At 58.8% G+C, this 18,456-nt stretch carries 13 protein-coding genes and 1 tRNA gene; 11 read left to right on the top strand and 3 right to left on the bottom strand.

What is annotated here, in order from left to right; translation table 11 throughout:
- Window positions 1–31: 31 nt before the first annotated feature.
- The 5 genes from glpE to ELQ88_RS31700 all read left to right on the top strand — a co-directional run bounded on the left by glpE (window position 32) and on the right by ELQ88_RS31700 (window position 6,903).
- Window positions 32–361: a thiosulfate sulfurtransferase GlpE gene (gene glpE / locus ELQ88_RS31680; protein WP_128873969.1), complete on the top strand. Its 330-nt coding sequence runs from the start codon at window positions 32–34 to the stop codon at window positions 359–361.
- A 297-nt stretch (window positions 362–658) separates the two neighbouring features.
- On the top strand, window positions 659–2,581 hold the full coding sequence (locus ELQ88_RS31685; protein ID WP_045059965.1) for a PrkA family serine protein kinase: 1,923 nt from the start codon (window positions 659–661) through the stop codon (window positions 2,579–2,581).
- Between the two features lie 204 nt (window positions 2,582–2,785).
- Window positions 2,786–4,057, top strand: coding sequence for a YeaH/YhbH family protein (locus tag ELQ88_RS31690; RefSeq protein ID WP_128873970.1), 1,272 nt, complete (start codon window positions 2,786–2,788; stop codon window positions 4,055–4,057).
- Window positions 4,054–5,616: a SpoVR family protein gene (locus ELQ88_RS31695; protein ID WP_128873971.1), complete on the top strand. Its 1,563-nt coding sequence runs from the start codon at window positions 4,054–4,056 to the stop codon at window positions 5,614–5,616. Before ELQ88_RS31690 ends, ELQ88_RS31695 begins: the two co-directional genes overlap by 4 nt.
- A gap of 63 nt (window positions 5,617–5,679) precedes the next feature.
- Window positions 5,680–6,903, top strand: a complete 1,224-nt coding sequence (locus ELQ88_RS31700; protein ID WP_138969256.1) for a multifunctional CCA addition/repair protein — start codon at window positions 5,680–5,682, stop codon at window positions 6,901–6,903.
- Between the two features lie 88 nt (window positions 6,904–6,991).
- On the opposite strand, the gene folK is transcribed toward ELQ88_RS31700, so the two are convergent.
- Entirely contained in the window at window positions 6,992–7,510 is a 519-nt protein-coding gene (folK, locus tag ELQ88_RS31705) for a 2-amino-4-hydroxy-6-hydroxymethyldihydropteridine diphosphokinase (protein WP_128873973.1), read from the bottom strand.
- The gene (gene folB / locus ELQ88_RS31710; protein ID WP_008027044.1) at window positions 7,501–7,857 is read right to left on the bottom strand and encodes a dihydroneopterin aldolase; all 357 of its coding nucleotides are present in this window, start codon (window positions 7,855–7,857) and stop codon (window positions 7,501–7,503) included. The genes folK and folB overlap by 10 nt, the downstream gene beginning before the upstream one ends.
- Window positions 7,858–7,931: 74 nt before the next feature.
- Between folB and plsY the strand changes: the two genes are divergently transcribed.
- Window positions 7,932–8,501 carry a glycerol-3-phosphate 1-O-acyltransferase PlsY gene (plsY, locus tag ELQ88_RS31715; protein ID WP_138969257.1) on the top strand — a complete coding sequence of 190 codons (570 nt, stop codon included), beginning with the start codon at window positions 7,932–7,934 and terminating at the stop codon, window positions 8,499–8,501.
- Between the two features lie 22 nt (window positions 8,502–8,523).
- On the opposite strand, the gene tsaD is transcribed toward plsY, so the two are convergent.
- A complete protein-coding gene (gene tsaD / locus ELQ88_RS31720; protein ID WP_128873975.1) occupies window positions 8,524–9,549 on the bottom strand; it encodes a tRNA (adenosine(37)-N6)-threonylcarbamoyltransferase complex transferase subunit TsaD in 1,026 nt (341 codons plus the stop codon).
- Window positions 9,550–9,748: 199 nt separating this feature from the next.
- Between tsaD and rpsU the strand changes: the two genes are divergently transcribed.
- The 5 genes from rpsU to ELQ88_RS31750 all read left to right on the top strand — a co-directional run bounded on the left by rpsU (window position 9,749) and on the right by ELQ88_RS31750 (window position 18,414).
- Window positions 9,749–9,964 (top strand): 30S ribosomal protein S21, encoded by a 216-nt coding sequence (gene rpsU / locus ELQ88_RS31725; protein ID WP_002551877.1) that lies wholly within the window; start codon window positions 9,749–9,751, stop codon window positions 9,962–9,964.
- 481 nt (window positions 9,965–10,445) lie between these two features.
- Complete coding sequence (gene dnaG / locus ELQ88_RS31730; protein WP_138969258.1) at window positions 10,446–12,413, top strand: DNA primase; 1,968 nt, start codon at window positions 10,446–10,448, stop codon at window positions 12,411–12,413.
- A 67-nt stretch (window positions 12,414–12,480) separates the two neighbouring features.
- Window positions 12,481–14,331, top strand: coding sequence for an RNA polymerase sigma factor RpoD (gene rpoD, locus ELQ88_RS31735; protein ID WP_128873977.1), 1,851 nt, complete (start codon window positions 12,481–12,483; stop codon window positions 14,329–14,331).
- A gap of 122 nt (window positions 14,332–14,453) precedes the next feature.
- Window positions 14,454–18,200 (top strand): EAL domain-containing protein, encoded by a 3,747-nt coding sequence (locus tag ELQ88_RS31740; protein WP_138969259.1) that lies wholly within the window; start codon window positions 14,454–14,456, stop codon window positions 18,198–18,200.
- Window positions 18,201–18,337: 137 nt separating this feature from the next.
- A tRNA-Ile gene (locus ELQ88_RS31750) sits at window positions 18,338–18,414 on the top strand.
- Window positions 18,415–18,456 lie beyond the last annotated feature (42 nt).

Consider the following 18,456-nt stretch of genomic DNA (forward strand, 5'->3'; position numbering starts at 1 on the left):
TGCACTTTCAGCCGAGCCACAGGAGCCCGCCATGAGCGAATTCAAACGTATCCCCCCGGAACAGGCCCAGGCCCTGCGCGAACAAGGCGCAGTAGTGGTCGACGTTCGCGACCCTGCGACCTTTGCCGCCCTGCACATCAGCGGCTCGAAGCACCTGGACAACCATTCGCTGCATGCCTTCATTCAGGGCGCCGACCTGGATGCGCCGACCGTAGTCGTCTGCTATCACGGCAATTCCAGCCAGGGCGCTGCCGCCTACCTGATCAGCCAGGGCTTTTCCGACGTCTACAGCATGGATGGCGGATTCGAATTGTGGCGGTCGACTTATCCTGCGGAAACAGCGCAAGGCACCACCGAATAATTTTTTTGTAATGCGCAAGGCCCCGGCCCCCGCGGCTTAGCGCGGTGGCAGACGAACGGTCTGCCACAACTAATTACGTATCTCGCCTTTACCTCCCAAATAAGCAACTATCCTTAAGCGCAGGCCATCCAAAACAGGGGAGAGCCGGTACACCGGCGCGCGGGTCATCGGGAGTAGCTTTCGGGGTGCTAAGCCTTGAAAGGGTTCTGGGGGGTAAACAGCAACTGCATATCCGGTTGCTGCCAGCATCGACTGAATGATCCGGCGTCGGCTCCACGTATCGAGCGAGGTGACGTCATGAGTATCTTTAGCCACTTCCAACAACGCTTCGAGTCCACACGCCAGGAAGAACTCTCGCTGCAAGAGTATCTTGAACTGTGCAAACAGGACCGCAGTGCCTACGTTTCCGCAGCCGAGCGTCTGTTGCTGGCCATCGGTGAACCGGAGCTGCTCGACACCTCGACCAACTCGAGACTGTCGCGAATCTTTTCCAACAAGGTGATCCGCCGCTATCCGGCCTTTGAAGACTTCCACGGGATGGAAGAATGCATTGACCAGATCGTGTCGTATTTCCGCCATGCCGCTCAAGGCCTGGAAGAAAAGAAACAAATCCTCTACCTGCTCGGCCCCGTCGGTGGCGGTAAATCGTCCCTGGCCGAGAAGCTCAAACAGCTGATCGAGAAAGTGCCCTTCTACGCGATCAAGGGTTCGCCGGTATTCGAATCGCCCCTGGGTCTGTTCAACGCCACTGAAGATGGCGCGATCCTTGAGGAAGACTTCGGCATTCCGCGGCGCTACCTCAATACCATCATGTCGCCATGGGCTACCAAGCGCCTGGCCGAATTCGGCGGAGACATCAGCCAGTTCCGCGTGGTGAAACTCTATCCGTCGATCCTGAACCAGATCGCGGTTGCCAAAACCGAACCGGGCGACGAGAACAACCAGGACATCTCGGCGCTGGTAGGCAAGGTCGATATCCGCAAGCTGGAGGAATTCCCGCAGAACGATGCGGACGCCTACAGCTACTCGGGCGCATTGTGCCGGGCCAACCAGGGCCTGATGGAATTCGTCGAAATGTTCAAGGCGCCGATCAAGGTGCTGCACCCATTGCTGACCGCCACACAGGAAGGCAACTACAACAGTACCGAAGGTCTCGGCGCGATTCCGTTCACCGGGATCCTGCTGGCCCACTCCAACGAATCGGAATGGCACACCTTCCGCAACAACAAGAACAACGAAGCCTTCATCGACCGTATCTACATCGTCAAAGTGCCGTACTGCCTGCGGGTCAGCGACGAAGTGAAGATCTACGACAAGCTCCTGTTCAACAGTTCGCTGGCCAAGGCTCACTGCGCGCCCGACACCCTGAAGATGCTTGCCCAGTTCACCGTGCTCTCGCGCCTCAAGGAGCCGGAAAACTCCAACATCTACTCCAAGATGCGGGTGTATGACGGCGAGAACCTCAAGGACACCGATCCAAAGGCCAAGTCGATCCAGGAATACCGCGACAACGCCGGCGTCGACGAAGGCATGAACGGCCTGTCGACCCGCTTCGCCTTCAAGATCCTGTCGAAGGTGTTCAACTTCGATCCGCACGAAATTGCCGCCAACCCGGTGCATTTGCTCTACGTACTGGAACAACAGATCGAACAGGAACAGTTCCAGGCGGAAACCCGCGAACGCTACCTGCGCTTCCTCAAGGAGTACCTGGCACCGCGCTATATCGAATTCATCGGCAAGGAAATCCAGACGGCCTATCTCGAGTCTTACAGCGAGTACGGCCAGAACATCTTCGATCGTTATGTGCTGTACGCCGACTTCTGGATCCAGGACCAGGAATACCGCGACCCGGAAACCGGCGAAATCCTCAACCGCGTGGCGCTGAACGAAGAACTGGAGAAAATCGAAAAACCGGCCGGCATCAGCAATCCGAAGGATTTCCGCAACGAAATCGTCAACTTCGTACTGCGCGCCCGGGCCAACAACAATGGCAAGAATCCGACCTGGCTCAGCTACGAAAAACTGCGGGTGGTCATCGAGAAGAAAATGTTCTCCAACACCGAGGACCTCCTGCCAGTCATCAGCTTCAACGCCAAGGCCAGTAAAGAGGACCAGCAGAAGCACAACGACTTCGTCACACGGATGGTCGAGCGGGGCTACACCGACAAACAGGTACGACTGCTGTCCGAGTGGTACCTGCGGGTCAGAAAATCACAATAACCCGCTGCCGGTCAGACCGGTTGTCGTCAGCCAGAGACCTGTGGGCGCTTTTTCTGTTACACAGGCCTCTGGAAGGTGTTCGAAAGTCGGTAGCGAGTTCAGGCAGCATCCAAAGCGCTTGGGGGAGCGTTCAACATCCCTCGGCTCTCGGTTCGATGCTGTATCACCGCTCGCCCCTTTCAGGACAGCTTCTAAGGAGCAGTCATGAGCTATGTGATCGACCGACGTCTCAATGGCAAGAACAAGAGCACGGTGAACCGCCAGCGGTTTCTGCGGCGTTACCGTGATCACATCAAAAAGGCTGTCGAAGAGGCGGTCAGCCGGCGCTCCATTACCGATATGGAACACGGCGAACAAATCAGCATTCCTGGTCGAGACATCGACGAGCCGGTGCTTCATCACGGCCGCGGTGGCAAGCAAACGGTCGTGCACCCGGGCAACAAGGAATTCACCAGCGGCGAACACATCGCCCGCCCACCGGGAGGCGGTGGTGGCCGAGGTCCCGGCAAGGCCGGCAACTCGGGTGAAGGGATGGACGAGTTCGTCTTCCAGATCACCCAGGAGGAATTCCTCGAATTCATGTTCGAGGACCTCGAGCTGCCGAACCTCGTCAAGCGCAACCTGACCGGAACCGATACCTTCAAGACGGTTCGTGCCGGTATCAGTAACGAAGGCAATCCCTCGCGGATCAACATCATCCGCACACTACGCTCGGCCCATGCGCGCAGAATCGCCCTGTCCGGCAGCAGTCGAGCGAAATTGCGTGAAGCCAAGGAAGAACTTCTTCGACTGCAACGGGATGAACCAGACAACTTCGGCGATATTCAGGAAATCGAAGCGGAAATCGAAAAACTCAGTGCGCGCATCCACCGCATTCCGTTTCTCGACACCTTCGACCTGAAGTACAACCTGCTGATCAAACAACCCAATCCGAGTTCCAAGGCGGTCATGTTCTGCCTGATGGACGTATCCGGTTCCATGACCCAGGCGACCAAGGACATCGCCAAGCGATTCTTTATCCTGTTGTACCTGTTTCTCAAGCGCAACTACGACAAGATCGACGTCGTGTTCATCCGCCACCACACCAGCGCCAGGGAAGTGGATGAGGAGGAGTTTTTCTACTCCCGCGAAACCGGTGGCACCATCGTTTCCAGCGCCTTGAAACTGATGCAGGAGATCATGGCTGAACGCTATCCGAGCAACGAATGGAACATCTATGCCGCCCAGGCTTCCGATGGCGACAACTGGAACGACGACTCACCGATCTGCCGCGATATCCTGATCAACCAGATCATGCCGTTCGTGCAGTACTACACTTACGTTGAGATCACCCCGCGCGAACACCAGGCCCTGTGGTTCGAATACGAACGCATCGCCGAAGCCTTCTCTGACACCTTTGCCCAGCAACAACTGGTCTCGGCCGGGGATATCTATCCGGTCTTCCGTGAACTCTTCCAGCGCAGGTTAGTGACATGACCGCCAAAGAGCAGAAGCGCCAACCCATATCCACCGGTTCGGAATGGACGTTCGAGCTGATCCAGGCCTACGACAAGGAAATCAGTCGCCTGGCGGCTCGTTATGCCCTGGATACGTACCCCAACCAGATCGAAGTGATCACCGCCGAGCAGATGATGGACGCCTACGCCTCCGTCGGCATGCCGCTGGGCTATCACCATTGGTCCTACGGCAAACACTTCCTCAGCACCGAGAAATCCTACAGTCGCGGCCAGATGGGGCTGGCCTACGAGATCGTGATCAACTCGGATCCGTGCATCGCCTATCTGATGGAAGAAAACACCATCTGCATGCAGGCACTGGTCGTCGCTCATGCCTGCTATGGGCATAACAGCTTCTTCAAGGGCAATTACCTGTTCCGCACCTGGACCGATGCCAGCTCGATCATCGATTACCTGGTGTTCGCCAAGCAGTACATCATGCAGTGCGAAGAGCGCCATGGCATCGACGCAGTGGAGGACTTGCTCGATTCCTGCCATGCCCTGATGAATTACGGCGTTGACCGCTACAAGCGCCCCTATCCGATTTCGGCCGAGGAAGAACGTCGCCGACAAAAGGATCGGGAAGAGCATCTGCAGAAGCAGATCAACGACCTGTGGCGCACGATCCCCAAAGGTGCGGACAAGTACAGCGACAAGGACAATGCGCGCTTCCCCGCCGAACCTCAGGAAAACATCCTCTATTTCATCGAAAAACACGCACCATTGCTAGAGCCCTGGCAGCGGGAAATCGTCCGGATCGTGCGCAAGATCGCGCAATATTTCTATCCACAACGCCAGACCCAGGTGATGAACGAAGGGTGGGCCACCTTCTGGCATTACACCTTGATGAACGACCTGTACGACGAAGGCCTGGTGACCGACGGTTTCATGATGGAGTTTCTGACGTCCCACACCAGCGTGGTCTATCAGCCCGGTTTCGATAGCCCCTACTACAACGGCATCAACCCCTACACCCTGGGCTTTGCCATGTACCGGGACATCCGGCGCATGTGTGAAAACCCTACCGAGGAGGATTACCGCTGGTTCCCGGAAATTGCCGGCACCGACTGGCTGTCGAGCATCAAGTTCGCCATGAGCAGCTTCAAGGATGAGAGTTTCATCCTGCAGTACCTGTCACCCAAGGTGATCCGCGACCTCAAGCTGTTCAGCATTCTCGATGACGACCAGAAAGAAGACCTGCTGGTCCCGGCGATTCACGACGAAGGAGGTTACCGCATCATCCGGGAAACCCTGGCGGCGCAGTACAACCTGGGCAATCGCGAACCCAACGTGCAGATCTACAGCATCGACCGGCGAGGCGACCGCTCCCTGACCCTGCGTCACCAGCAACACGACCGAAAACCGCTGGGAGAGTCCACAGAGGAAGTCCTCAAGCACCTGCATCGCCTCTGGGGCTTCGACATTCACCTGGAGACGCTGCAAGGCGACCAAGTGATGAAAACCCACCATGTACCGCCCAGGGGCGAGCACAGCGAAGGAGATTACGGCCGGCTGGATCTGGCGGTCATCCATCTTTGATCCCGTTTCTGCCTCCGGAAGTTCGACGCAAAGGTTATTCTGTCGAGCTAACGGAGGTTTTTTATGCAGATTTATAAAGTCGGTGGCGCCGTTCGCGATCGCCTGCTGGGCAAACCTGTCACCGATATCGATTGGGTCGTGGTCGGCGCCACCACCGAAGAAATGCTCGCCAAGGGCTTTCGCCCGGTGGGCGCGGACTTCCCGGTGTTTCTTCATCCGAAAAGCGGTGAGGAATATGCCCTCGCCCGGACCGAACGCAAAAGCGGGCGCGGTTACGGCGGCTTCACCTTTCACGCCAGCCCTGAAGTCACCCTTGAAGAAGACTTGATCCGTCGCGATCTGACGATCAATGCCATGGCGGAAGACGATCAACAGCAGTTGACCGATCCCTACCAAGGCCAAAAGGATCTTGATGCGCGAATTTTACGCCACGTTTCCCCCGCATTCGCCGAAGATCCGCTCAGGGTTTTGCGTGTTGCCCGTTTTGCAGCGCGTTACGCCGACTTGGGTTTCACCGTGGCACCCGAAACACTGGAACTGATGCGCCAACTCAGTGAGTCGGGCGAACTGCAAGCCTTGACCGCGGAGCGGAGCTGGAAGGAAATTTCTCGCGCACTGCTGGAGAATCAGCCGCAGGTGTTCATTGAGGTGCTGCGCGAGTGCGGCGCGCTCAAGGTGCTGATGCCGGAAGTCGACGCATTGTTCGGCGTACCGCAACCGCAAGCCCATCATCCGGAAATCGACACGGGCGTGCACACCCTGAGCGTGCTCGAGCAAGCGGCGCTGCACAAGCAACCGCTGACGGTGCGCTGGGCTTGCCTCCTGCATGACCTGGGCAAAGGATTGACGCCCGAAGGAGAATGGCCCCGCCACATTGCCCATGAGCACAAGGGCCTGAAGCTGATCAAGGCGGTCAACGAACGCTTCAAGGCGCCGAGGGATTGCCAGGAACTGGCGCTGCTGGTGGGCGAATATCATACCCATGGCCACCGCGCCCTGGAGCTGAAAGCGTCGACCTTGCTGGAGTTGCTGCAGCGTTTCGACGTGTACCGTCGGCCCCAGCGGTTCGAGGAATTTATCGCGGCGTGCGAGATGGACGCCCGTGGCCGCAAAGGGCTGGAGCAACGAAGTTATCCACAGGCCGATTATTTGCGCGGGGCGGCGATCGCGGCGCGCAGCGTTGCGGTTCAGCCGTTGCTGGAGAAGGGATTCAAGGGCCCGGAGCTGGGCGAGGCGATCAAGCGTGAACGCCTCAAGGCGCTAAAGGCTTACAAAGAACACGCATAAGCAAGATCAAAAGATCGCAGCCTTCGGCAGTTCCTACAGGTGTACGCAATCCTCTGCAGGAGCTGCCGAAGGCTGCGATCTTTTTGCCTCACAACAAATTCGAAGGCGTCAGCTGCTGACCACGCCACTCAAACGCCACCGGCGCCAACACCTGATCAATCCGCGCCTCACTCCACAACGTCGCAAAGCTCTTGCCGACGCCCGGATGCACGCGATCCGGCGCTATCAGCGACAACGGCCACAGCACAAAGGCATTTTTCAGAATCTCCGCTCGCGGCAGCATCAAGCCATCGAAGTTGCCCACCAGATCACCAAACAGCAACACGTCGATGTCCAGCGGCAAACCCTTGCGGTCCGGTGCGTAACGGCCGTTGTCCGCCTCGATGAATTTCAACCGACGGTCCAGCTCCATCAGCGGGAGATCGGTGTAGGCCGAGACCACGAAATTGAAAAACGGTCCGCTTTTGATCCCCACCGGCTGGCTTTCGAATACCGCCGAGCAGCGTATATCCACCAGGAAACCTGCCAAGGCTTCCAGGCCAGCCTGCAAATGGGATTCGCGCTCGATATTGCTGCCGAGCCCGAGATACACCTGAGTCAGCGACATCCGCGCTCGATCTCCACGCCCACTCCACCCGTGGCAGCCGGGACAGCACCTGGCTTGGTCAGCTTCAGGCGCATCCAGGTGATGTTGAACTCACTCATCAGGACTTCAACCAGGCGCTCGGCAAACGTCTCGACCAGCTGGAACTGCGCCTGCTCGGCAAATGCCTGGATGCGCGACGAAACGCTCGCGTAATCGAGCGCCAGGGTCAGGTCGTCACCGGCAGCGGCCGGGCGATTATCCCAGGCGAAGCTCAGATCAAGTCGCAAGCACTGTCGGATGCCTCGCTCCCAGTCGTAGGCACCGATCACGGTGTCGACTTCCAGGCCCTCGATAAACACTCTGTCCAAGCACTTTTCTCCGCTGCACGACAAGGGCGCATTGCGCCGTTAGAATCAGGGCGTCCTCGCCCGGAATAGTTAGCATGTTTTGGTTACTGGCGACCATCGCCTACCTGCTCGGCTCTCTGTCCTTTGCCATTTTGCTCAGCCGCCTGACCGGTAACCCCGATCCGCGAATGAGTGGCTCGGGCAATGCCGGTGCCACCAACATGCTGCGCCTGGCCGGCAAAAAGCTCGCCACCCTGACTTTGCTCGGCGACCTCTGCAAGGGCCTGCTGCCCGTGCTGATCGCAGGTGTTGCAGGTCTTTCGCTGCAGGACCAGGCCTGGATCGGCATCTGTGCCGTCATCGGCCACCTGTTCCCGCTGTACTTCCGCTTTCGCGGCGGCAAGGGTGTCGCCACCGCTGCCGGAATGTTACTGGGCCTCTATCCGCCGGCAGCACTGCTGGCGGTCTGCGCCTGGCTGCTGACGTTCTACCTGACCCGTACCAGCTCGCTCGCCGCATTGATCGCCACGCCGCTGACCCTGCCATTGCTGGCCTGGCAAGAGCCGGCAGCCCTGCTGCCCATGAGCGCGCTCACAGGGCTGATCGTCTGGCGTCATCGCGGCAATCTACGCGACCTGTTTGCCGGGCGCGAACGGCATTTTTAATACCGCACGTGAATACCGCCCATCACAGCGCCGACAATTGCTCCATTGGCCAGCGCGCCTGAACGCTGATCGCCAGGCTTTCGTGCTGACCCGCCTGCAAGCGCTGGCAACCGGCAAATGCGATCATCGCGCCATTATCCGTACAGAACTCCGGACGGGCATAAAACACATCGCCGCGCATGTCGCCGAGCATTTTCTCCAGGGAAGCGCGCAAAGCCTTGTTGGCGCTGACGCCCCCAGCGATCACCAGACGCTTCATACCTGCCTGCTTGAGGGCTCGCTTGCACTTGATGGTCAAAGTCTCCACCACGGCCTGCTGGAACGCCAGAGAGATGTCGCAACGGGCTTGCTCACTGTCGTCCCCGGCGCTGACGCATTGCTGCCAGGTGTTCAGGGCAGAGGTTTTCAAGCCGCTGAAGCTGAACGCCAGGCCGGGACGGTCACACATCGGACGCGGAAAAGTGAATCGCCCAGCAACCCCTTGCTCCGCCAGACGCGCGATTTCCGGGCCGCCTGGATAATTGAGGCCCATCATCTTCGCGGTCTTGTCGAACGCTTCGCCGGCAGCATCGTCGAGGGTCTCGCCCAACAACGTGTATTGGCCGATGCCATCGACCTGAACCAGCTGCGTATGACCGCCCGACACCAACAAAGCGACGAACGGAAACTCCGGCGGTTGCGACTCCAGCATCGGCGCCAGCAAATGGCCTTCCATGTGGTGCACGCCCAAGGCCGGAATGCCCCAGGCAAAGGCCAGCGCCTGGGCACAGGAAGCGCCCACCAAGAGCGCACCGACCAGCCCGGGACCCGCGGTATAAGCGATCGCATCGATCTCGGTCGGCACGCAGTCAGCTTCAGCCAACACCTGACGAATCAAGGGCAGCATGCGTTTGACGTGGTCACGCGAAGCCAGCTCCGGCACCACACCGCCATAGGCTCGGTGCAGGTCGATCTGGCTGAATAGCGCGTCGGCCAGCAGGCCGCGTTCACTGTCGTAAAGTGCGACACCGGTTTCGTCGCAGGAGGTTTCTAATCCCAGTACTAGCATGGGTTTGCGCCTTGTTTAGGCTGAATTCGAAGGCGCGCATAATAGTCGCCACGTGAGGCCCCGACCAGCGGTTTTCGATCAGAGGCTTTGCATTCCGAGCGATGAGGGGTTAACATCCGCAACCCTTAAAAACCGACGTCTTCAAGTGCTCTTTTGCCACGAGGATGTTGACCCCGGTAATGAATGAAGGTAGCTCTGGATGCCAGCCGTCAAAGTAAAAGAGAACGAACCCTTCGACGTAGCTCTGCGTCGTTTCAAGCGCTCCTGCGAAAAAGCCGGTGTACTGGCTGAAGTTCGTAGCCGCGAATTCTACGAGAAGCCTACTTCTGAGCGTAAACGTAAAGCAGCAGCCGCTGTTAAGCGTCACGCCAAGAAAGTTCAGCGCGAACAGCGCCGCGCCGTTCGTCTGTACTAATACACAGACGTTCGTAGCAAGCTTCTGCCAAGCCCGGCCCTCAGCCGGGCTAATGGCATTTGCGGAAAACGCTTGATGCTTCACCGTCAAAGCCGCAGACGCGACCGAGACAAACCTGCTTCGCAGCGTCAGACCTGGCTTTTTTGCCAGCGGTGCACGTCTTTTCTGACGAGCCTTTCAAGGCTACTGACGAGCACACCCACTGATTCCTCTCACGACGATCAGCCCAAGGCACCTTCTTGCGTGCCCGCTTATGAGCGATCCGGGGCCATTGACTGGCCGCAGCGGATTTCAGCGCAATATTTTCAAATAGTCGAATACTGATTGGCACTAACGTCAGTGGATTTTCGGCGGATACACTTCCCGACAGCGATTACGCAGACGACACTGGTCGAGCCGTATATTTTGCGCGCCTCAAAAACGACCCGCATTCGGCTGTCCTTTGCTTCGGGTCCATTACAGCGCAGATGACGAGAACGCCATGGCCGGGCTAATTCCCCAGAGCTTCATTGACGACCTTCTGAACCGCACCGACATCGTCGATGTGGTCAGCTCGCGCCTGCAAATGAAAAAGGCCGGCAAGAACTACACCGCCTGCTGCCCTTTTCACAAGGAAAAAACCCCGTCCTTCAGCGTCAGCCCCGACAAACAGTTCTATTACTGCTTCGGCTGCGGCGCTGGCGGCAACGCCCTCGGCTTCATGATGGACCACGACAACCTGGATTTCGTCCAGGCTGTCGAAGAACTGGCCAAAGCCGCCGGCATGGAAATCCCCCGCGAAGAAAGCGGCCGCCCGCACAAACCGCGGCAGCCGACCGATTCGCCGCTGTACCCGCTGCTCACGGCCGCCGCCGACTTTTACCGTCAGGCCCTGAAAAGCCATCCAATGCGCAAAGCCGCCGTGGATTACTTGAAAGGTCGCGGGCTGACCGGCGAAATCGCCCGGGACTTCGGCCTCGGCTTCGCCCCGCCCGGCTGGGACAACCTGTTCAAGCACTTGAGCAGCGATACCCTGCAACAAAAAGCCATGGTCGATGCCGGCCTGCTGATCGAAAACGCCGAAACCGGCAAACGCTATGACCGCTTTCGCGATCGCGTAATGTTTCCGATCCGCGACAGCCGTGGGCGCATCATTGCTTTCGGCGGCCGGGTACTGGGCGACGACAAGCCCAAATACCTGAACTCACCGGAAACCCCGGTATTCCATAAGGGCCAGGAACTCTACGGCCTCTATGAAGCACGCAAGAACAACCGCAATCTCGACGAAATCATCGTCGTCGAAGGCTACATGGACGTTATCGCTCTGGCCCAGCAAGGCTTGCGCAATGCCGTAGCCACCCTGGGCACCGCCACCAGCGAAGAGCATTTGAAGCGACTGTTTCGCGTCGTGCCCAATGTGCTGTTCTGCTTCGACGGCGACCAGGCTGGCCGAAACGCCGCGTGGCGGGCGCTGGAGGCTACCCTTCCCTGCCTGCAAGACGGGCGTCGGGCGCGCTTCCTGTTCCTGCCAGAGGGCGAAGACCCGGACACCCTGGTCCGCTCCGAAGGCACCGACGCGTTCCGTGCGCGAATCAACCAGCATGCCCAGCCATTGGCGGATTATTTCTTCCAGCAGCTGATCGAGGAATCGGACCCGCGCTCACTCGAAGGCAAGGCCCATATGGCCACCCTCGCCGCGCCGCTGATCGACAAAGTCCCGGGCGCCAACCTGCGCATCCTGATGCGTCAGCGGCTGAGCGAAATCACCGGCCTTAGCGGTGAAGCGGTGAGCCAGCTGGTACAAAGCGCCCCCCAGGAAGCGCCACCGGCGTACGACCCGGGCATCGATTACGACGCCATGCCGGATTACAGCGACTACCATCAGCCGCAGGCACAAGAGATGTATGCGCCGCAGCAGGAGTGGACGCCGAAGAAACCCGGCGCCGGCGGTAAAAAATGGGACAAGAAACCCTGGGACAAGAATGGCAAGCGCGGCGCTGATCGCGATCAACCGCGCGCCCCACGGGTGCCGGCCGCTGTAGAGCCGCCGACCCTTGCTGCGCTGCGAACACTGCTGCATCACCCGCAACTGGCAGAAAAAGTCGAGGGCGCCGGGCACTTTGCCGCCGAAGATCACACCAATACACAATTGTTGGTGGCACTGCTCGAAGCCGTACAGAAGAATCCCAAGCTAAACTCATTTCAGTTGATCGCACGCTGGCACGGTACCGAGCAAGGACGTTTGCTCAAGGCGCTGGCGGAAAAGGAATGGCTGATTGACGGAGATAACCTTGAACAACAGTTTTTCGACACCATTAATAGCTTGTCCGCCCGCCAACGCGAGCGAAACCTGGAACAACTGCTCAGGAAAGCACGTCAAAGTGAACTGACAGCCGAAGAGAAAAATCAACTGCGCGACCTTTTAAGTCGCAATGTTTCCGCATCAAGCCCGACCTCAACTGGCGCGTGAGGTCATAGCTCAGGTATAATCCTCGGCTTGTTTTTTGCCCGCCAAGACCTTCAGTGGATAGGGTGTTATGTCCGGAAAAGCGCAACAGCAGTCTCGTATCAAAGAGTTGATCACACTTGGTCGTGAGCAGGGCTACCTGACTTACGCGGAGGTCAACGACCACCTGCCGGAGGATATTTCAGATCCGGAACAGGTGGAAGACATCATCCGCATGATCAATGACATGGGGATCAACGTATTCGAGGTTGCGCCAGATAAGGATTCCCTTATGCTGGCCGACGCCGATACCGACGAAGCCGCGGCCGAAGAGGCAGCAGCAGCGTTGGCAGCGGTCGAGACCGACATTGGTCGCACCACCGACCCGGTGCGCATGTACATGCGTGAAATGGGTACGGTAGAGCTCCTCACACGTGAAGGCGAAATTGAAATCGCCAAGCGTATTGAAGAGGGCATCCGCGAAGTGATGGGCGCAATTGCGCACTTCCCTGGCACGGTTGACCATATTCTCTCCGAATACACTCGCGTCACCACCGAAGGTGGCCGCCTGTCCGACGTCCTGAGCGGTTATATCGACCCGGACGACGGCATTGCGCCGCCTGCAGCCGAAGTGCCACCGCCTGTCGATCCGAAAGCCGTGAAAGCGGATGACGACACCGACGACGATGACGCCGAAGCGACGACTGACGACGAGGAAGAAGCCGAAAGCGGTCCGGATCCGGTTATCGCGGCACAGCGTTTTGGCGCTGTCTCCGATCAGATGGAAATCACCCGCAAGGCGCTGAAAAAGCACGGTCGTGGCAACAAGCTGGCAATCGCCGAGCTGGTGCTGCTGGCTGAGCTGTTCATGCCGATCAAACTGGTGCCGAAGCAATTCGAAGGCCTGGTCGAGCGTGTTCGCAGTGCCCTGGATCGCCTGCGTCAGCAAGAGCGCGCAATCATGCAACTGTGCGTTCGTGATGCACGCATGCCGCGTGCCGATTTCCTGCGCCAGTTCCCGGGCAATGAAGTCGACGAAAGCTGGTCCGACGGCTTGGCCAAAGGCAAAGGCAAATACGCCGAAGCCATTGGTCGCCTGCAACCGGACATCATTCGTTGCCAGCAGAAGCTGATCGCACTGCAAACCGAAACCGGTTTGACGATCGCCGAGATCAAGGACATCAACCGTCGCATGTCGATCGGTGAGGCCAAGGCCCGCCGCGCGAAGAAAGAGATGGTCGAAGCCAACTTGCGTCTGGTGATCTCCATCGCCAAGAAGTACACCAACCGTGGCCTGCAATTCCTCGATCTGATCCAGGAAGGCAACATCGGTTTGATGAAAGCGGTAGACAAGTTCGAATACCGCCGCGGCTACAAATTCTCGACTTATGCCACCTGGTGGATCCGTCAGGCGATCACTCGCTCGATCGCCGACCAGGCCCGCACCATCCGTATTCCGGTGCACATGATCGAGACGATCAACAAGCTCAACCGCATTTCCCGGCAGATGTTGCAGGAAATGGGTCGCGAACCGACCCCGGAAGAGCTGGGCGAACGCATGGAAATGCCTGAGGACAAGATCCGCAAGGTATTGAAGATCGCTAAAGAGCCGATCTCCATGGAAACCCCGATCGGTGATGACGAAGACTCCCATCTGGGTGACTTCATCGAAGACTCGACCATGCAGTCGCCTATCGATGTCGCCACCGTCGAGAGCCTTAAAGAAGCGACTCGCGAAGTACTGTCCGGCCTCACTGCCCGTGAAGCCAAGGTATTGCGCATGCGCTTCGGTATCGACATGAATACCGACCACACCCTCGAGGAGGTTGGTAAGCAGTTCGACGTGACCCGTGAACGGATTCGTCAGATCGAAGCCAAGGCGCTGCGCAAGCTGCGCCACCCGACGAGAAGCGAGCATCTGCGCTCCTTCCTCGACGAGTGATCACAAAACCCCCGGCCCAGGCCGGGGGTTTTGCTTTATGCAGATAAAATTTCCCACGCTTCACTCCCGCCTGATTGCCCGACTACACTCGACACATTCCCCCGTGCCGCAACGAGATCGTTATGCCCAGACTGCCGACCGTGTTTTTTTTGCTGTCGCTGATAACCTGGACCACAACGGCTGCCGCGCTGACTCTGACCGACGAAGAACGTAGCTGGCTGGCGGCTCACCCAGACTTGCGCCTGGGCGTCGATGCGTCCTGGCCGCCCTTTGAGTTTCGCGACGATCAAGGCCGCTACCAGGGCCTTGCAGCGGACTACATCAACATGATTCGGCAACGCCTGGCCATCAAGCTCACGCCCATCGAGCCGGTCAGCTGGACGGTTGTCCTCGAACAGGCCAAACAAGCGAAGCTGGACCTGCTGCCGGGCATCATGTCGACCCCGGAGCGCCAGAGTTACCTGTCGTTCACCCGTCCCTACCTGGACTTTCCGATTGTCATTCTTGCCCATGTCGGAGGTCCCCAGCCGCGCAAACTGGCAGACCTGTACGGCCTGAAAATCGCCGTGGTGGAAAATTACGCCCCCCATGAGCTGCTGCGCACTCACCACCCTGACCTGAACCTGGTGGCAATGCCCAATGTCAGCTCAGCCTTTCAGGCACTGGCCACCGATGAGGTGGACGCCGTGGTCGGCGATCTCGCCTCCAGCATCTGGAGCCTGCGCCAGCTCAAGCTCGACGGGCTTTATGTCAGCGGCGAGACACCCTATCGCTATCAACTGGCCATGGGCGTGCCCAAGGACAACAAGGTGTTGGTGGGCATCCTGGACAAGGTCCTGGCCGATATGACCCCGGAGGAAATCAGCGCGATCCAGGAGCATTGGGTCGGCAACGTCCTCGATCATCGAACGTTCTGGTCCGATTTACTGCTTTATGGCCTACCTGGATTACTGCTGTTGGTCGGCGTGCTGGCGACGGTGATCCGGATCAACCGCCGGCTGAGTTCGGAAATCGCCCGCCGGGTCGATCTGGAACAGGAACTGCGCAGCAGCGAATACCACTACCGCGGATTGGTAGAGAGCCTTTCGGCCATCGCCTGGGAAGCCAGGATCACCGACTTCACCTACAGCTACGTATCGCCCCATGCGGAGGACCTGCTCGGTTACCCCTTGTCGCACTGGCTGATTCCAGGCTTCTGGCGCAACATCATCCACCCCGCCGACCTGACCCGGGCCCAGACCTACTGCGACCAGGAAGTCCTGGCCAGGCGCGATCACACCCTCGATTACCGCGTCATCACCGCCGACGGCCGCTGCCTGTGGGTGCGAGACATCGTCAGCCTGATCGAGCACGGCCATGAACCGGTGATGCGCGGGCTGATGATCGATATCAGCGATGCCAAGCGCACCGAAGAAGCGTTGCGCCTGTCGGAACAGAAGTTCGCCTCGGTATTCCAGCAATGCCCGGACATTCTGGTCATCGCGCGGCTTTCTGACGGCTGTTTGCTGGAAGTAAACAAAGCGTTCGAAGAACAGATCGGCATCATGGCTGAAGACGTCATCGGCCAGACCGCCTCCGACCTCAACATCTGGGGCATCCCCGGCGTCGGGCCTGGCTTGTTGCAGCGGTTGCAGGCCGGCAGCATTCGTAACCTGGAGATGCCCTTTCGTCGCAACAATGGCCAGGTGTTTACCGGCCTGATTTCCGCCGAACCGTTCGACCTCGACACCACCCCTGCGCTGGTGGTCGTCGTGCGCGATATCAGCCAGCTCAAGGAAACCCAGCAACAGCTGCAAACCTCCGAAGAGAAATTCGCCAAGGCTTTCCATGCCTCCCCGGACGGTTTGCTGCTGTCCCGGCAAAGCGATGGCTTGCTGCTGGAGGTCAACGAAGGGTTTAGCCGCATTACCGGCTTCAATAGCGCGATGTCCGTGGATCGCTCGGCGCTCGAACTGGGAATCTGGGTCAACCTCAACGAACGCAAACAGATGCTCGACCTGCTGCACCGTGACGGTTTCGTCCGCGACTTCAGCTGCCACATCCGCCGCAGCGACGGCCAGATCCGCCTCTGCGAGGTGTCCAGCCGTCCGCTGCCGATCGGCGACGAAGATTGCATGTTGACCATCGCTCGAGACATCACCGAGCGGCACTTGATGCAGGAAAAGCTGCAACAGGCCGCCACCGTGTTCGAAAGCACCGCCGAAGGGGTGTTGATCACCGACACTCAACAACACATCAGTGCGGTCAACCGCGCGTTTACCGAAATCACCGGCTACAGCGAAAGCGAAGCGTTGGGCCACACCCCTCGCCTCCTCGCCTCGGGCCTGCACGACAGCGCGTTCTATGCAGCCATGTGGCATCAACTGACCGCCGAAGGGCATTGGCAGGGCGAGATATCCAATCGGCGCAAGAACGGCGAGCTCTACCCGAGCTGGCTGACCATCAGTGCGGTGCGCAACCGGGACAAATTCATCACCCACTTTGTGGCCGTGTTCGCAGACATTTCCAGCCTCAAGCACGCCCAGGCCAAGCTCGACTACCAGGCGCACCACGACCCGCTGACCGGCCTGCCGAACCGTACCCTGTTCGAGAGCCGGCTGCTGACCGCGCTCAACAACCAACAGGAAAACGGCGGCCAGGGCGCCGTGCTGTTCCTCGACCTGGACCGCTTCAAACACATCAACGACAGCCTCGGGCACCCGGTCGGCGACCTGTTGCTAAAAGGCATCGCCGTGCGCCTCAAGGAACAGTTGCGTGACATCGATACCGTGGCGCGCCTGGGTGGCGACGAATTCATCATCCTGCTCCCCGGCCTGCAGCAATCCAGTGACGCCGACAACATCGCGACCAAGCTGCTCAATTGCTTCAGCGCCCCCTTCCAGGCCGGCGTGCACGAGTTTTTCATCAGTGCCAGCATTGGCACCAGCCTCTACCCCAAAGACGGCTGTGACGTCGCCACCCTGGTCAAGAACGCCGACGCGGCGATGTATCGCTCCAAAGCCAAGGGGCGCAATCGGGTCGAAAGCTACACCCGCGACCTCACCGCCCAAGCCAGCGAGCGCGTCGCGCTGGAGCACGAACTGCGACGCGCCATCGAGCGTAACGAGTTGTTCCTGCACTATCAGCCAAAGATCAGCCTGGAAGACCATCGTCTGGTTGGCGCCGAAGCGCTCATTCGCTGGCGCCACCCGACCTTCGGCGATGTGCCGCCGGAGCACTTCATTCCCCTGGCCGAAGAAAACGGCATGATCCTGCAGATCGGCGACTGGGTACTCGAGACCGCCTGCCGGCAGATGTACGAATGGAACCAGGTCTATGAATGCCTCGGCCCACTGTCGGTCAACCTCGCCGGCGCGCAACTGCGCCAGCCGAACCTGCTCGGCCGCATCGAACAACTGCTCAAGGACAACGGCCTCAGACCGGATCTTCTGCAACTTGAAATTACCGAAAACTTCATCATGAGCCAGGCCGAAGAAGCGCTGGCGGTGCTGCACCAACTCAAACACCTGGGCGTGCAACTGGCGATCGACGACTTCGGCACCGGCTACTCGTCCCTGAGCTACCTCAAACGCCTGCCGCTGGACATCCTCAAGATCGACCAGTCCTTCGTCCGCGGCCTGCCGGACGATCCCCACGACGCGGCCATCGTTCGCGCCATTATCGCCTTGGGGCGCAGCATGCAATTCACGGTGATTGCCGAGGGCGTAGAGACCCTCGCGCAGCAACAATTCCTGGCCGCGGAAGGCTGTGAACAGATCCAGGGCTACATCGTCAGCCTGCCCCTGCCACCGGCCGAATTCGCCGCGACGTTTCTTCGTACAGCCAAATTGGATTTTTCGGATAGCACAGCCGAGAAACCATCGCTATAATCCGCGACCTACTGAGGGCCTATAGCTCAGTTGGTTAGAGCAGAGGACTCATAATCCTTTGGTCCACGGTTCTTATGTGGTATGAATGTAGGTGTGGCATTTAAACCTCATTTTTGGTAGTTTTGCATCACCTCAGCGCCACTGTAGCTCAATTGGTTAGAGCAACCGACTCATAATCGGTGGGTCGCGGGTTCGATTCCCGCCGGTGGCCCCACTTCCTTGTATATCAAGCACTTAACGAGCACTGAAAAATTCC

This window comes from Pseudomonas sp. MPC6 (genome assembly GCF_006094435.1).
Lineage (GTDB): Bacteria > Pseudomonadota > Gammaproteobacteria > Pseudomonadales > Pseudomonadaceae > Aquipseudomonas.

Coding starts and splice junctions, on each gene's coding strand:
- glpE (WP_128873969.1), top strand. CDS start 32: ATGAGCGAATTCAAACGTATCCCCCCGGAACAGGCCCAGGCCCTGCGC.
- ELQ88_RS31685 (WP_045059965.1), top strand. CDS start 659: ATGAGTATCTTTAGCCACTTCCAACAACGCTTCGAGTCCACACGCCAG.
- ELQ88_RS31690 (WP_128873970.1), top strand. CDS start 2,786: ATGAGCTATGTGATCGACCGACGTCTCAATGGCAAGAACAAGAGCACG.
- ELQ88_RS31695 (WP_128873971.1), top strand. CDS start 4,054: ATGACCGCCAAAGAGCAGAAGCGCCAACCCATATCCACCGGTTCGGAA.
- ELQ88_RS31700 (WP_138969256.1), top strand. CDS start 5,680: ATGCAGATTTATAAAGTCGGTGGCGCCGTTCGCGATCGCCTGCTGGGC.
- folK (WP_128873973.1), bottom strand. CDS start 7,510: ATGTCGCTGACTCAGGTGTATCTCGGGCTCGGCAGCAATATCGAGCGC.
- plsY (WP_138969257.1), top strand. CDS start 7,932: ATGTTTTGGTTACTGGCGACCATCGCCTACCTGCTCGGCTCTCTGTCC.
- tsaD (WP_128873975.1), bottom strand. CDS start 9,549: ATGCTAGTACTGGGATTAGAAACCTCCTGCGACGAAACCGGTGTCGCA.
- rpsU (WP_002551877.1), top strand. CDS start 9,749: ATGCCAGCCGTCAAAGTAAAAGAGAACGAACCCTTCGACGTAGCTCTG.
- dnaG (WP_138969258.1), top strand. CDS start 10,446: ATGGCCGGGCTAATTCCCCAGAGCTTCATTGACGACCTTCTGAACCGC.
- rpoD (WP_128873977.1), top strand. CDS start 12,481: ATGTCCGGAAAAGCGCAACAGCAGTCTCGTATCAAAGAGTTGATCACA.
- ELQ88_RS31740 (WP_138969259.1), top strand. CDS start 14,454: ATGCCCAGACTGCCGACCGTGTTTTTTTTGCTGTCGCTGATAACCTGG.